This window comes from Ferribacterium limneticum, assembly GCF_020510625.1.
GTDB classification, from domain to species: domain Bacteria; phylum Pseudomonadota; class Gammaproteobacteria; order Burkholderiales; family Rhodocyclaceae; genus Azonexus; species Azonexus limneticus_A.
Window position 1 is genome coordinate 1,829,642 of sequence record NZ_CP075191.1, and the last position, 13,481, is coordinate 1,843,122.

At 61.4% G+C, this 13,481-nt stretch carries 14 protein-coding genes; 10 read left to right on the forward strand and 4 right to left on the reverse strand.

The window, feature by feature from the left end; translation table 11 throughout:
* The first annotated feature begins 50 nt into the window (after window positions 1-50).
* From KI617_RS08610 to KI617_RS08620, 3 genes are read left to right on the forward strand one after another with little or no spacing between them, the layout of a single operon-like run.
* A complete protein-coding gene (locus KI617_RS08610) occupies window positions 51-2,948 on the forward strand; it encodes an EAL domain-containing protein (protein ID WP_226451588.1) in 2,898 nt (965 codons plus the stop codon).
* A complete protein-coding gene (locus KI617_RS08615; protein ID WP_226451589.1) occupies window positions 2,945-3,265 on the forward strand; it encodes a hypothetical protein in 321 nt (106 codons plus the stop codon). Before KI617_RS08610 ends, KI617_RS08615 begins: the two co-directional genes overlap by 4 nt.
* Window positions 3,262-4,104 carry an HDOD domain-containing protein gene (locus KI617_RS08620; protein ID WP_226451590.1) on the forward strand — a complete coding sequence of 281 codons (843 nt, stop codon included), beginning with the start codon at window positions 3,262-3,264 and terminating at the stop codon, window positions 4,102-4,104. The genes KI617_RS08615 and KI617_RS08620 overlap by 4 nt, the downstream gene beginning before the upstream one ends.
* Here the strand turns inward: KI617_RS08620 and KI617_RS08625 are convergent.
* Both KI617_RS08625 and ompR read right to left on the reverse strand, forming a co-directional pair.
* Window positions 4,094-5,401 carry an ATP-binding protein gene (locus tag KI617_RS08625; RefSeq protein ID WP_226451591.1) on the reverse strand — a complete coding sequence of 436 codons (1,308 nt, stop codon included), beginning with the start codon at window positions 5,399-5,401 and terminating at the stop codon, window positions 4,094-4,096. The two genes, KI617_RS08620 and KI617_RS08625, sit on opposite strands and share 11 nt — an antisense overlap.
* Entirely contained in the window at window positions 5,401-6,132 is a 732-nt protein-coding gene (gene ompR / locus KI617_RS08630; RefSeq protein ID WP_226451592.1) for an osmolarity response regulator transcription factor OmpR, read from the reverse strand. Before ompR ends, KI617_RS08625 begins: the two co-directional genes overlap by 1 nt.
* Before the next feature lie 158 nt (window positions 6,133-6,290).
* Between ompR and KI617_RS08635 the strand changes: the two genes are divergently transcribed.
* The 4 genes from KI617_RS08635 to KI617_RS08650 are packed head-to-tail and all read left to right on the forward strand — an operon-like array spanning window position 6,291 to window position 8,558.
* Window positions 6,291-6,590: a hypothetical protein gene (locus KI617_RS08635; protein ID WP_226451593.1), complete on the forward strand. Its 300-nt coding sequence runs from the start codon at window positions 6,291-6,293 to the stop codon at window positions 6,588-6,590.
* Window positions 6,591-6,628: 38 nt separating this feature from the next.
* On the forward strand, window positions 6,629-7,318 hold the full coding sequence (tsaB, locus tag KI617_RS08640; protein WP_226451594.1) for a tRNA (adenosine(37)-N6)-threonylcarbamoyltransferase complex dimerization subunit type 1 TsaB: 690 nt from the start codon (window positions 6,629-6,631) through the stop codon (window positions 7,316-7,318).
* A complete protein-coding gene (rimI, locus tag KI617_RS08645) occupies window positions 7,315-7,776 on the forward strand; it encodes a ribosomal protein S18-alanine N-acetyltransferase (protein ID WP_226451595.1) in 462 nt (153 codons plus the stop codon). The genes tsaB and rimI overlap by 4 nt, the downstream gene beginning before the upstream one ends.
* Window positions 7,773-8,558, forward strand: coding sequence for a uracil-DNA glycosylase (locus tag KI617_RS08650; protein WP_226451596.1), 786 nt, complete (start codon window positions 7,773-7,775; stop codon window positions 8,556-8,558). The genes rimI and KI617_RS08650 overlap by 4 nt, the downstream gene beginning before the upstream one ends.
* Here the strand turns inward: KI617_RS08650 and lplT are convergent.
* Complete coding sequence (gene lplT, locus KI617_RS08655) at window positions 8,555-9,820, reverse strand: lysophospholipid transporter LplT (RefSeq protein WP_226451597.1); 1,266 nt, start codon at window positions 9,818-9,820, stop codon at window positions 8,555-8,557. The genes KI617_RS08650 and lplT overlap by 4 nt on opposite strands.
* A 46-nt stretch (window positions 9,821-9,866) precedes the next feature.
* Window positions 9,867-10,112: a hypothetical protein gene (locus KI617_RS08660; RefSeq protein ID WP_226451598.1), complete on the reverse strand. Its 246-nt coding sequence runs from the start codon at window positions 10,110-10,112 to the stop codon at window positions 9,867-9,869.
* Between KI617_RS08660 and KI617_RS08665 the strand changes: the two genes are divergently transcribed.
* Genes KI617_RS08665 through radA form a run of 3 tightly spaced genes read left to right on the forward strand, consistent with a single transcriptional unit; the run spans window position 10,083 to window position 13,455 of the window.
* Window positions 10,083-10,985, forward strand: coding sequence for a LysR family transcriptional regulator (locus KI617_RS08665; RefSeq protein ID WP_226451599.1), 903 nt, complete (start codon window positions 10,083-10,085; stop codon window positions 10,983-10,985). The genes KI617_RS08660 and KI617_RS08665 overlap by 30 nt on opposite strands.
* The gene (gene alr / locus KI617_RS08670; protein WP_226451600.1) at window positions 10,982-12,094 is read left to right on the forward strand and encodes an alanine racemase; all 1,113 of its coding nucleotides are present in this window, start codon (window positions 10,982-10,984) and stop codon (window positions 12,092-12,094) included. Before KI617_RS08665 ends, alr begins: the two co-directional genes overlap by 4 nt.
* On the forward strand, window positions 12,094-13,455 hold the full coding sequence (gene radA, locus KI617_RS08675) for a DNA repair protein RadA (protein WP_226451601.1): 1,362 nt from the start codon (window positions 12,094-12,096) through the stop codon (window positions 13,453-13,455). Before alr ends, radA begins: the two co-directional genes overlap by 1 nt.
* Window positions 13,456-13,481: the final 26 nt, after the last annotated feature.

The following is a 13,481-nucleotide window of genomic DNA, read 5'->3' on the forward strand; positions in this document are numbered from 1 at the left end:
GAGTTCTTTTGGGGGCGATCGGCCGGTCGGAAATTACGGCAAGCTTGAAGGTGCTGCTGATTGAAGCAAGTGGTCGCGATGGCCAGCGATTGCTCGATGCCCTGCAGGGTTGCGGGCAGTCGGTAAAGACGCGTCAGCTTGCCCAACGTGCAGAACTGGTAGAGGCTTTGCGCGATGAAGCGTGGGATGTGGCGCTTCTTAGTTGCTCGCTCGCGGAACTGCCAGCCACGGAGGCCGTTGCCTTGTTTGGCGAACTGGCTCCACGTGTCCCGGTAATCCTGACCGTTGAACGGGGGGCTCAGGAATTTCCCTTCGAATTGCTCGAAAAAGGGGCTTGCGATTTTGTCTTCAAAAGCAACCCGGCCCGCTTGCTTGCTGTCATCGAGCGCGAATGCGCCAATGTCAGTCTGTCGCGTGAAGAGCGGAAAGCCCTGGTCAGCCCGGAACGCATCGAGCAGATCGATGAAGGAGTCGCCCGTTTTTTCCAGTTGGCCAGCAATATTCCCGAATGCTACTGGCTGACCGATGCGGCAACCCAGCGTGTGACCTATGTCAGTACGGGCTACGAGCAGATCTGGGGCCGCCATGTCGAAGCGCTTTATGCGGATTCGCTCGACTGGCTGAAGTACGTTCATCCGGATGACTGCGACCGGGTTCTGGCAGCGGCTCGCAGGCATCGGCTGGGCGGGCTGGACATCAAGTTTCGCGTTCAGCGCCCCGGCGATGTCCAGTGCTGGCTGCATGCCCGAAATTTTCCGGTACGTGACGAGGAGGGCAGTATCGTCAGCGTTGGCGGGGTTGCCACCGATATCACCAACCTGCTCGCCGACAAATGGAAGTCTCCCCAATTCACGCATTTTGATACGCTGACGGCACTTCCCAACCAGTTGATGTTCTACGACCAGGTGCAGCGGATGATTGCGCTGTCCAGGCGCAAGAACCTGCCACTGGGCCTGATGGTGGTCGATATCGATCGCTTTCGTCAGCTCAACCAGACGCTGGGCCATACCTCGGGTGACGAGTTGCTGCGTCAGGTCGCTGGCCGGCTTTCCGGCTCCTTGCGTGAATCGGACATTCTGGGGCGCCTGGGGGCGGACGTCTTTGGCATTCTCCTGCCGGATGTGGCCGATACCCAGCAGGCGAGCATCGTCGCTCGCCGGATCATCGATACCTTGATCATGCCGGTCCGTGTCGCTGGTCAGGATGTTTTTGCGACGGCCGGGGTTGGCATCGTCTTCTACCCGCAGGACGGCGAGGATGTGCACGAACTGGTGAGCAACGCCGAGATTGCCGGTCGTCACGCCAAGAGTCTGGGGCGCAACAGCTACCAATACTATTTTTCCGGCATGCACGAAGACATCCGGGAGCGGATGTTCCTGGAGATCGACTTGCGCAACGCCACTTTGCGCAACGAGTTCGTGCTCTATTACCAGCCCAAGGCCAGTTGCGCCGATGGCCGGATTACCGGTACCGAGGCCTTGCTGCGCTGGCAGCATCCGAAACGCGGAATCGTGCCGCCGGACCAGTTCATTCCCTTGCTTGAGGAAACCGGGCTGATTGTTCAGGTGGGGCGCTGGGTGCTTGAGGAAGCCTGCCGGCAGGCCGTCGAATGGCAGGCCGCCGGGTTGAATATCCCCAGTGTTTCGGTGAACCTGTCGGCCCGGCAATTGCAAGCTGAAACCTTGTTGATGGACGTTGCGGCAACCCTGGACAAAACGGGACTCAAGGCCGCCTGCCTCGATCTGGAAATTACCGAGAGCATGCTGATGGACAACGCCGACATGGCGATCCATACGCTATCGGCCCTGAAGAAAATGGGCGTCACGATTTCGCTCGATGATTTCGGTACCGGCTATTCGAGCCTGGCCTACCTGAAACGCTTCCCACTCGATGCCGTCAAGGTCGATCGCTCTTTCGTGCAGGACATCGCCGCCGATTCGGATGACGCCTCGATCACCCGGGCCGTGATCACCATGGCTCATCACCTGAAGCTCAAGGTAGTGGCTGAAGGTGTCGAAACACCGGAGCAACTGGCGCTGCTCATTTCGCATCAGTGCGATGTCATCCAGGGCTATTTCTTCTCGCGGCCGCTGCCGGCGCCGGGCATGACCGATCTGTTGACCACGGACCAGCGACTGCCGGCCAACCTGCTATGTTCCGGGACGCGCAAGCCAATGGCCCTGTTTGTGGCCGTCGATGGCTTTGGAGAGGTCATTTCGACCCTGATCAGGGCAGGACACCGGGTTTGTACCGCCCCCGACATTCAGGGGGCGCTGCAGTGGTTTTCCGGGAATCTGGTCGATGTGCTGGTTTGTGGCGCGCCGCGCAAGGGTTTCAATGCCGAGGAGCTGATCCGGCAGGCGGCTGAGCTGCAGCCGCGCTGCGAGCGCATCCTGCTGGCCGACAGCAAACAATGGAATCGCAAGCCAGTCGCCGAATTGAGCAGTTCCGGGCTGGTTCATCGGGTCATCCATCTGCCGGTCGAGGCCGATGCCTTCCAGTTGGTCGTCGAGGAAACCTTGAGCCGGCGACATATTTCGGATGAATACAGCCGTCTGTCGCATGAAGTCGAGGTCGTTGAGCGGCAACTGGTGCGCATCGAGGAAGATCGCCGTCGTCTACTCGATGAAAATCAGGCGCTGCAGGTTCAGGAGCGGCAGGGTTATCGCATTTTGCAGGGAGTCCTTGCCGAATTGCCCTTGGCGGTCATCGGGGTCGATGAGAACGGCCTGATTGCCCTGGCCAATGACGCCGCACTTGAGCAGTTTGTCCGGCGTAGTCTGCTTCCCGGTGCGGTGCTGCATCAGGTGTTGCCCGAGGTGGCAAGTCTTGCTGAAAATGGCACGCTGAGTATCGATGGCATTTCCTATTCATGCCGCTCGCGTCAGCTCAGTCTCGACGAAACCAGGATCGGACGCCTTCTGCTGCTCGAAGAGATCACACAATGAAAATCAAGGAAACCCTGCCCATCAGCGAAGCTTTGCCGGGAATGCATCTGGCCGATGCGCTCACGGATGATGCCGGACGTGTCTTGGTGCCCGGTGGTACGGCATTGACTGAAAGCTTGCTGCAGAGCCTTGTCCGCCGAAATATTGCTGAACTGCGCATCGAACGGGACGTCGAGGACGATCCGGTGGCTGCCCTGGCGCGTCGGGAGAAAGTCGAAGAGATGCTGGACCATCGCTTTCGCCAGGCCGGTGATAGCCCGGGGGCGAAATTGCTATACCAGGCAATATTCGATTTTTCGCTGGAGCACCGGGTATGAGCACGCTTCAGTCCGAACAGATCGTTGCCCGGCTGAAGGCACTGCCGGCACTGCCAACGGTGGTTGCCGAGTTGCTGGCGTCGTTTGGCAATGAAGAGGTCGATATCGGCAGGCTGGCCCAGCAGATATCCCATGATCAGGCGCTGACCGCGCGCCTGCTCCGGGTCGCCAATTCTTCGTTCTACGGGCTGCAAAGCCGCATATCGACAATCAACGAAGCGGTGGTTGTCCTGGGCTTTCGGGCCGTGCGCAGCATGGTGCTGGCCGTTGGTGTGAGCGGCGTTTTTCGAGCCGACCAATGCCCGGGTTTCGATCCGCAGTTGTATATCCGGCATTGTGTCGGTGTTGGCTTGACGGCCCGGGCACTGGCCCGGGTGACTGGCCGAAATCCTGAACTGGCCTTCACCGGGGGCATCCTGCACGACATCGGCGAGCTGGTGCTGGCCACCTGCTTCCCCGAGCAGTACGCCAAGGCACTGGCCTATCGGGAGTTGCACGATTGCACGCCGGTCGCTGCCGAGCGCGACATTCTCGGTCTGGATCATGCCGTCGTCGGCGGCCTGCTGGCTGACACCTGGCGTTTTCCCCCTTCGCTGTATTCAGCCGTGGCTGAACATCATTCACCCTCAGCGGCCACCGCCGATTCGTTGGCCGACCTGATTCACCTCGCCGATAGCATCGCCCATGGCCTGGGCCTGGCGCAGGCCGCCAGCGAAATGGTGATGCCGGTGGATCAGACTGCCTGGCAGCGGCTGGGGCTGGATGGCGAAAAAATCGCCGGAATCCTGCCGCAGATCGTCAAGGAAATGGACGAAACCTGTCAGGCGTTCAGTGCCTGATCGGTAACGACAGGCGGGCCAGCAAACCACCCCCGGGATTCGCTGACAGATCGAGATGCCCGTCGTGCAGGCGAGCGATCCGCTCGACGATGGCCAGTCCCAGCCCGGTTCCCGTCGCATTGGTGCGCGCGCTTTCCAGGCGTGTGAAGGGGCGCTTCAGGCGTTCGATTTCTGCAGGCGGTACGCCCGGCCCGCGATCGCCAATTTCTATTTGAATTTGACCAGCGACCGCCGTCGCTTTCAGGGTGATTTCTCCGCCGCCGTATTTGGCGGCGTTGTCGATCAGATTGGTGATGGCGCGGGTGATGGCTTTGGGGCGCATCATCGCTTCCGGCAGAGGCTGGATGTCGGTGACGATCTGCCGGCCGACATAGGCCTGGCGCTCGGCCAGACCCGAGAGCAGGGCGGAGAGATCAGTCGGGGCAGGCGCTTCCCCGGACTCGGTGCGGGCGTAATCCATGAACTGGGAAATCACGGCCTCCATCTGCTCGATGTCGGAAACCACGGCCTGGCGGGCGCCATCGTCGGCAATGCTCATTTCTGCCTCGAGGCGCAAGCGGGTCAACGGTGTGCGCAAGTCATGAGAAATACCGGCCAGCACTTCGGAGCGGTCCTTTTCGTGCCGTTGCAAATCGGCGGCCATCGTATTGAAAGCGGTGGCCAGCCGGCTCAGTTCCTCGGCCCCATCTTCCGGCAAGGGGGCGGGTATCTGGCCCCGGCCGACTGTTTCGGCTGACTCGGCCATCGCTTTCAACGGCCGGCTGATGCGTGAGGCAATCAGCCAGGCAACCGCCATGGCCAGGACGATGGCGAGCAGTCCCCAGGCCAGCCAGTGGCTGGCAATACTCCGGGCAGCCCGGTCACGCGAGAGCACCAGCCAGTACTCTTCATCGTCGGCATCGTCGAGCCGGAAGCTGACCCAGAATCCGGATACGCCATCGACGCTGGCGGCGACACGGGTGTGATCGCCCAGCCGGGAAATCAGTTCGCGCTGCAGCAACCGGAAAAAGCGGGAATCGGGCATCGCCTCGATCTGGTCTTCCGGTTCGGCCGGCAGCAGGCGAATGCCCTCGCGGGTTGAAAACTCGGTGAACAGACCCAGGCGTTTTTCCGGCGCGGCGGCAAACAGCGAAGCACGGATCAGGTTGACCGCCGAAGCCGCCAACTGGGCGGTTTCCCGGGCGCGCGGTTCGGCGTCGATATAACGAAACAGGCTCAGCCAGGCGGCCGTGGTCAGCAGCACCAGCAAGGCCAAGAGCAGGAAGGTGCGCGCCAGCAGCGTGCGCGGCATTGGCATCAGTCGCGCGCAGCGCCGTCCGGCACGAAAACGTAGCCGAAGCCCCAGACCGTCTGCAGATAGCGCGGCTGGGCCGGGTCGGTTTCGATCAGTTTGCGCAGGCGGGAGACCTGGACGTCAATGGCGCGGTCGAACGGCCCTTGCTCACGGCCGCGGGCCAGCGACATCAGCTTGTCACGGGAAAGCGGCTGGCGCGGGTGCTGAAGCAACACTTTCAGCACGGCAAATTCGCCGGTCGTCAGTGCCTGTAGTTCATCGCCACGCTTCAGCGTACGAGCCGCAAGATCGACTTCGATGTTGCTGAAGGTGATCGTTTCCGGCTCGTCTTCCGGCGCACCAGGCGGTTTGCTGCCCTGGCGACGCAGCACGGCGTGGATGCGGGCGAGCAGTTCGCGCGGGTTGAAAGGTTTGGGCAGGTAGTCGTCGGCACCCATTTCGAGGCCGACAATGCGATCCACCTCATCGCCCTTGGCGGTCAGCATGATGATCGGCGTCTGGTCGCCCTGACCGCGCAGGCGGCGGCAGATGGTCAGGCCGTCTTCACCCGGCATCATCAGGTCGAGCACGATCAGGTGGTAATGCTCGCGGCTGCGCAGCTTGTCCATCTGCTGGCCATCAGCCGCGGCCTTGACCTCGAAGCCCTGTTCGCCCAGATAGCGGACCAGCAGGTCGCGCAGGCGGGCGTCGTCATCGACGACAAGAATATGGTGGTGTTGGTGTTGTTCGCTCATGCTGGCAAGGATAAGGGCACACAGTGAATGAATCGCGGCAAATGGTAACAAGGATTGTCGGAGGCCGGCCGGGAAACATATTCTTACACTTCCAGCCGCTTGCCTGTCGCTGAGCGATGGACAATGATCACATCCGAATCCCGTGTGTATTTACCGCCATGAAACGTCGTCTTGCCCTTTCCCTGTTGCTGCTGAGCCTGCTTGGCTCGGTGGGCAACGTATGGGCTCAGGGGCATTGGCGTGATCTGCCGCCGGACGAGCGCCGCCAGCTACGCCAGCAGATGCGCGAGCATTGGCAGCAGGACAGGGAAAACCGCCGTGAAGAAGGGCCTCCGCCACGCTGGCGCGATCTGCCGCCGGAAGACCGGCGCCGCCTGCGCGATGAAATGCGCGAACAACGCGGCTGGCCGGATCAACGCGAAGGGCGTGGCGGTGGCCGTGGCTGGCGTCGAGATTGAATCCCGGTCGGGCCAGCGCTCCGGTAAAATGTAGGCCCATGTTGATCCTTGCTCTCGAAACCTCCACCGATCTTGGCTCCTGCTCGCTTTGGCGTGATGGCGCGGTCTCCGAGCGCATTTGTCCTTCGGGCAAACCGCATTCCGAAACATTGCTGCCGCTGGTTCGTGAGCTGTTGCTCGAAGCCGGCGTAAAAATTGGGCAACTCGATGCCATCGCCTTCGGTGTCGGCCCCGGCGCCTTTACCGGCTTGCGTATCGCCTGCGGGGCGGCACAGGGTTTGGCGGTCGCCGCCAATGTGCCGTTGATCCCGGTAACCAGTCTGGAAACGATGGCTGCCATGGCTGGCGCGGAACGCGTACTGGCTTTGCTCGATGCGCGCATGGGCGAGGTCTATTCGGGCTCCTACCGGCTGACCGAGGCTGGCTACATGTTGAAAGGGGAGATTCGTGTTTCGGCGCCGGCCGACGTGAGCCTGCCGGCCGAATCCGGCTGGGTCGCCTGTGGCAATGCGATCACTGCCTATCCTGTCCTGGCGGAACGCTTGAGCGCAGCCGGCATCGCCGTGCAATCTGCCGTCGTGCCCACTGCCGCTGTCGTGGCGCAACTGGCTGTAGCGCGGGCAACCCGGGGTGAGGGGCTCGATGCGGCGCTGGCTGCGCCGCTCTACGTGCGCGACAAGGTGGCCAAGACGGTGGCGGAACGGCTCAGTGAGGGCGGTCGGGCGTGAGCGGATTGAAGATTGCCGCCGAATTTTTCCCGATGAACGAGCGTGACCTCGACGCGGTCGCCGCGCTTGAGGCGAGCCTGCAGATTTTCCCCTGGTCGCGTGGTAATTTCGAGGATTCGCTGACCGCCGGTTACAGTGTCTGGGTCTTGCGCCTGGGCGGTGACCTGATTGGGTTTTCGGTGGTGATGTCGGTCATTGATGAGGCGCATCTGCTCAATATCGGCGTTTGCAAGCGTTACCAAGGGCAGGGCTACGGCGCCAGAATGCTGCGCCACGCGATGGAATGCGCCCGGCTGGGCGGTGCCGCCAAGCTGTTTCTCGAGGTTCGGCCATCCAATGAGCGAGCGGTCGAGCTCTATCGACATTTCGGCTTTCGCCAGATCGGCACCCGCAAGGGCTATTATCCGGCGGTGGTCGGGCGTGAGGACGGCCTGATTTTTGACAAGGAACTGGCATGAGTTTGAGCCGCGAGCAGATGCTGGTCGAGATGGGCATTTCCCCGATCTGGGTGTTGCGCGATTCCACGCCGCCAGCTTCGGTGCCTGAATCAGCTCCGGAGATCGAAGTCAATATCGAAGCAGTGGCGGCTCCGCTCGTTGAAGAGCCTGCTGCTCCCGTGCCGCCTCTGGCTCATCAGCCCCGTTCGCCGGCAACAGCCGTTGATACGCTGGATTGGCCGGCTTTGGCGCGGCAGGTCGCCGAGTGCCGGGCCTGTCCCTTGTGCGAACAGCGCAAGCAGGCCGTGCTGGGCGTTGGCGATACCCATCCGGAGTGGTTGTTCATTGGTGAGGGCCCGGGCGCCGAAGAGGATGTCAAGGGCGAACCCTTCGTTGGTCAGGCTGGTAAGTTGCTCGACAACATGCTGGCTTCGCTCGACATCGCCCGCGGTAACCGGGTTTATATCGCTAACGCGGTCAAGTGCCGGCCGCCCGGCAACCGCACGCCAGAGGCTGCCGAAATGGCCGCCTGCTGGCCTTATCTCGAACGCCAGATTGCCCTGCTCAAGCCCAAGGTCATCGTGTTGCTCGGCAAGGCAGCGGTCCATGCATTGCTGCATGACGATAAATCGCTGGCTTCCTTGCGGGGCAAACGTTTTGAGTTCGCGGGCATTCCGGTCGTCGTGACCTATCACCCGGCCTATCTGCTGCGCAATCTGCCGGACAAGGCCAAGGCCTGGGAAGACCTGTTGTTTGCGCGCCGCACCCTGCGCGAGCAGATGACGCCAGAACTGCCGTTCTAGTGGTGCGCTGAGTCGTCCAGGTGCTGGACGTCGTCCTGCGCCGCCTGGTTGGCGAAGTGGCGCTGGCGGATGATGTACATCAGGCCACTGACGAATATCCCGAACATGGTGACGACCCAGTAGATCGACAGGTCCATCTTGATCATCAGGTAATACAGCCCGGTCATGATCAGGATGGAGATGTTTTCGTTGAAGTTCTGGACGGCGATCGAGTGGCCGGCACCCATCAGGATGTGGCCGCGATGCTGGAGCAGGGCGTTCATCGGCACGACAAAAAAGCCCGACAGGCCGCCGATGATGATCAATAGCGGAACAGCCAGCCACAACGAATTGACGAAGTTCATGACCAGCACGATCAGACCCATGGCGATGCCGAGCGGGATGACGCGAACCGACTTGCGCAGCGTGATGTACTTGGCGGCGATGATCGCGCCAGCGGCAACGCCAACGGCGACAACCCCCTGCAGCATCGAGGATTTGGACAGGTCAAGACCGAGCGCGACCTCTGACCACTTGATTACGATAAACTGCAGCGTCGCTCCGGCTCCCCAGAACAGCGTGGTGACCGCCAGCGAGATTTGACCGAGTTTGTCGCGCCAGAGCAGGGCCAGGCAGTGATTGAATTCGTGGATCAGGAAGATCGGGTTTTTCTTCAACTGCTTGTGGTCCACCCCGGTGTCCGGGACGTACAGGTTGAAGATGGCGGCCAGGACGTAAAGCACGGCAACGACGGAGAGTGCCATTTCGCCGATCGTATCGACGCCGGTATCGATCAGCGGAAAATCAAAGGACAGCAGGTGCTGGGCCACTTCCGGGCGGATCAGCGTGCCGCCGATCACCACGCCGAGAATGATGGCGCCGACGGTCAGGCCTTCGATCCAGCCATTGGCGACGACGAGCAGGCGATGTGGCAGGTATTCGGTCAGGATGCCGTACTTGGCCGGCGAGTAGGCAGCGGCGCCGAGACCGACCACGGCATAGGCCACCAGCGGGTGGGCACCGAAGAACATCATGCTGCAGCCGACGATCTTGATGCTGTTGCTGATGAACATCACCCGCCACTTGGGCATCGAGTCGGCAAAGGCGCCGACGAAGGCGGCCAGCACGACATAGGAAACGGTGAAGAATGTCTTGAGGAGCGGTTCGTATTCCGACGGCGCGTGCATCTCGCGCAGGGCGGCGATAGCGGCAATCAGCAGGGCGTTGTCGGCCAGCGCGGAAAAAAACTGCGCGGCCATGATGATGTAGAAGCCGAACGGCACGAAATATTTGTCTCTTATATGACTTTGGGCGAGGTTTATACCACGCTCAGAATTGGGCGCAAGGCTTGCGCGGTTGTCGTTGTTGTGCATGATCCGGCCTTGCTGACTGAAAGGCTGGAGTTTGTGTCGAGACGGTTAAGGGGTGATGACAGCAGGCGGACGCGCCGGTCGATGTGAAATTCTGGGCAAAATTGATGTTGCCGCCCGGAAACGGCGCGGAATGTGATTGAATATCGGCCGCACACCATCGGGGAGAAAGATCATGGCTGACCGGCGTTTGCAGGTCTTTCATGCCGTCGCCAAACATCTGAGTTTTACGCGGGCTGCCGACGCGCTGTTCATGACGCAGCCGGCAGTGACCTTTCAGATCAAGCAACTGGAAGAGCAGTACAGCACGCGCCTGTTCGAACGGCGGCACGGCAGCATTTCGCTGACCCCGGCCGGTGAGCTGGTGCTCTCCTACGCCGAGCGGATTCTGGCGCTGTCCGATGAAATGGATATCCGCCTCGGCGAGATGACCGGCGAGATGCGCGGCCCGTTGCTGGTCGGCGCCAGCACGACGATCGCCGAGTTCATGCTGCCGCGCGTGCTCGGTGAGTTCAATGCGCTTTATCCGCAGGTCAGGGCTCGCCTGATCGTCGCCAACTCCGAAAGCATCGAGAGCCGGGTGGCTGAGCATACGCTCGACATTGGCTTGATCGAAGTGCCGGCCAAATTGAGTGGCCTGACCAGCCAGATCTGCTGCGAGGACGAGTTGCGGGTGATCTGTGCGCCGGACTACCCGCTGGCCGGCATGAAATCGGTCAGCCCGAAGGTGTTGGCCGAGTACGAATTCATCTCGCGCGAACCGGGCTCCGGGACACGGGAAATCACCGATGCCTATTTCAGGAATCACAAGATCCAGCCGGAAGATCTGAAGATGCAGATGGAGCTGGGCAGTCCGGAAGCGCTGAAAGGGGTCGTCTCGACCGGCCTGGGATTCGCCATCGTGTCGCGGGCTGTGGTTGAAAAGGAAACGCAGCTTGGTGAGCTCGTTGCCATTCCGCTCAATCCGGTACTGAAGCGCAGCCTGTACCTTGTTTTCCCCCAGGACCGCTTCCAGTCCCGGTTGAGTGCAACCTTCATCGATTTTGCCAAACGCAAGCTGAAAGAACTGGCTTTATGAAAACTTCGCGTCCCATCCGCGCGCGCATCGCGCCGGCGGCGATTCTTCACAACTATCGACTGGCCAAGCGCCATGCTCCCGGCTCGAAAGCCTGGGCTGTCATCAAGGCCAATGCCTATGGTCATGGTCAATGGCGGGCGGTCGAAGCCCTGCGTGGCGAGGCTGATGGGTTCGCCATGCTGGAATGCGAAAACGCAGTCGCCCTGCGCGAGGCGGGGGTGACCCAGCCCATTCTGCTGTTGGAGGGGGTTTTCAGTGCGCGCGACGTGCGTGCTGTCATCGAGCACCGGCTGACCAGCGTCATTCACTGCCTCGACCAGTTGGAGTTGCTGGTCCGCAACGGCAAGTTCGATACCCCGATCTCTTTGTGTCTGAAACTCAACACCGGCATGAACCGGCTTGGCTTCACGGCGGCGACGCTGCCCAAGGCCTGGGAAATCCTGCAGCAATTGCCGCAGATCGATATCACCCTGATGACCCACTTTGCAGAAGCCGATGGCGAGCGAGGCGTGAGCTGGCAACTCGACCGGTTTCGCCAGCTGGCCGGAGATTGGTCCGGCCCCGTCAGCCTTGGCAACTCGGCTGCCATCCTGCGTCACGCCGAGGCGCACGGCGACTGGGTTCGGCCGGGCATCATGCTTTATGGGGCCAGCCCGTTCGCCGATCAAAGCGCGACTGAGCTGGGTTTGCAGCCGGTGATGACGCTGGAGAGTGCCATCATCGGCGTGCAGCAACTGGCGGCTGGCGATCAGGTCGGTTATGGCGGAACCTTCACGGCAGACCAACCGATGCGCATCGGCGTCGTCGCCTGCGGTTATGCCGACGGTTATCCGCGTCATGCCCCGAGCGGTACGCCGATCGCCGTCATGGGCCGGCCGACGCGGACGATCGGCCGCGTGTCGATGGATATGATGGCCTGTGACCTGACCGATATCCCGGAAGCGGGCATCGGTTCTCCGGTAACGCTGTGGGGCCAGGGGCTTGCCGGCAACGTGCCGGCGGATGAAGTGGCCACCGCAGCCGGGACCATTGCCTACGAACTCTTCTGTGCCGTGGCGCCGCGCGTGCCGGTGGTGGTGGATGGGGCCAATGTGGCTGAGCGAACATAATGGCCAAAGTCAAAACCATTTACTCCTGTACCGAATGCGGAGCGACCAGTCCGAAGTGGCAGGGGCAGTGTCCCGGTTGCAATGACTGGAACACGCTGGTTGAAACGGTGGCCGAAAAGGCGCCCACCAACAGCCGTTTCGAATCACTGGCCCCGACGGCCAGGTTGCAGAATCTGTCGGAGATCGAAGCGCGGGAAGTCGAGCGGATTGCTACCGGCATTAGCGAGTTCGACCGGGCGCTGGGCGGTGGACTGGTTCATGGCGGTGTCGTGCTGATCGGTGGCGACCCGGGGATCGGTAAAAGTACGCTGCTCTTGCAGGCACTGGCGCATCTTTCGCTCGAAAACAAGGTGCTCTATGTCAGCGGTGAGGAATCGGGCGAGCAGGTCGCGCTGAGAGCTCGCCGCCTGGGGCTGGATAGCCGTCGCCTGCAATTGATGGCCGAGATCAATCTCGAACGCATCCTTGCCACCCTGCAGGCGGAAAAGCCCGTTGTTGCCGTGATCGACTCGATTCAGACCCTGTGGTCCGATCAGCTGTCCAGTGCGCCGGGTTCGGTGGCGCAAGTCCGCGAATGCGCGGCGCAACTGACGCGTCTGGCCAAGCAGGCTGGCATCACGGTGATTCTGGTCGGTCATGTGACGAAGGAGGGCGCCCTGGCCGGGCCGCGTGTGCTTGAACATATCGTCGACACCGTGCTCTATTTCGAAGGCGACACGCATTCCAGCTTCCGACTGGTGCGGGCCTTCAAGAACCGTTTCGGCGCTGTCAATGAGTTGGGTGTCTTTGCCATGACCGAAACCGGGCTGAAGGGGGTCAGCAACCCGTCGGCCCTGTTCCTGTCGCAGCATGGACAGGATGTGGCCGGTTCCTGCGTGATGGTGACGCAGGAGGGGACGCGCCCTCTGCTGGTTGAAATCCAGGCCCTGGTCGATACCTCGCATGGCAACCCGCGGCGTCTGACTGTCGGACTCGACCCGCAGCGCCTGGCCATGCTGCTGGCCGTCTTGCATCGGCATGCCGGTATTGTCTGTTTCGATCAGGATGTATTCGTGAACGCGGTCGGTGGGGTCAAGATTACTGAGCCGGCTGCCGATCTGGCTGTGCTGCTATCGATCACATCTTCATTAAAAAACAAGCCACTGCCATCGAAACTTATTGTGTTTGGTGAAGTTGGGCTGGCCGGAGAAATCCGTCCGGCCCCGCGTGGTCAGGAACGACTGAAGGAAGCCGCCAAACTCGGATTTACCCGTGCCCTGATCCCGGAGGCGAATCGTCCCAAGCAGGCGATTCCCGGCATGGAGGTCATTGCAGTCAAGCGCGTCGAGGAGGCGGTGGCGCGGATACGCGAGATGGAATAAGCTGGCGGGGTATCCCTTTCGGCATA

What these genes read in the sequence shown, in the direction of transcription:
- KI617_RS08650 (WP_226451596.1), top strand. Translation starts at nt 7,773, where the DNA reads ATGAGTTTGAGCCGCGAGCAGATGCTGGTCGAGATGGGCATTTCCCCG.
- KI617_RS08625 (WP_226451591.1), bottom strand. Translation starts at nt 5,401, where the DNA reads ATGCCAATGCCGCGCACGCTGCTGGCGCGCACCTTCCTGCTCTTGGCC.
- radA (WP_226451601.1), top strand. Translation starts at nt 12,094, where the DNA reads ATGGCCAAAGTCAAAACCATTTACTCCTGTACCGAATGCGGAGCGACC.
- KI617_RS08635 (WP_226451593.1), top strand. Translation starts at nt 6,291, where the DNA reads ATGAAACGTCGTCTTGCCCTTTCCCTGTTGCTGCTGAGCCTGCTTGGC.
- tsaB (WP_226451594.1), top strand. Translation starts at nt 6,629, where the DNA reads ATGTTGATCCTTGCTCTCGAAACCTCCACCGATCTTGGCTCCTGCTCG.
- KI617_RS08620 (WP_226451590.1), top strand. Translation starts at nt 3,262, where the DNA reads ATGAGCACGCTTCAGTCCGAACAGATCGTTGCCCGGCTGAAGGCACTG.
- KI617_RS08665 (WP_226451599.1), top strand. Translation starts at nt 10,083, where the DNA reads ATGGCTGACCGGCGTTTGCAGGTCTTTCATGCCGTCGCCAAACATCTG.
- alr (WP_226451600.1), top strand. Translation starts at nt 10,982, where the DNA reads ATGAAAACTTCGCGTCCCATCCGCGCGCGCATCGCGCCGGCGGCGATT.
- KI617_RS08660 (WP_226451598.1), bottom strand. Translation starts at nt 10,112, where the DNA reads ATGAAAGACCTGCAAACGCCGGTCAGCCATGATCTTTCTCCCCGATGG.
- KI617_RS08615 (WP_226451589.1), top strand. Translation starts at nt 2,945, where the DNA reads ATGAAAATCAAGGAAACCCTGCCCATCAGCGAAGCTTTGCCGGGAATG.
- ompR (WP_226451592.1), bottom strand. Translation starts at nt 6,132, where the DNA reads ATGAGCGAACAACACCAACACCACCATATTCTTGTCGTCGATGACGAC.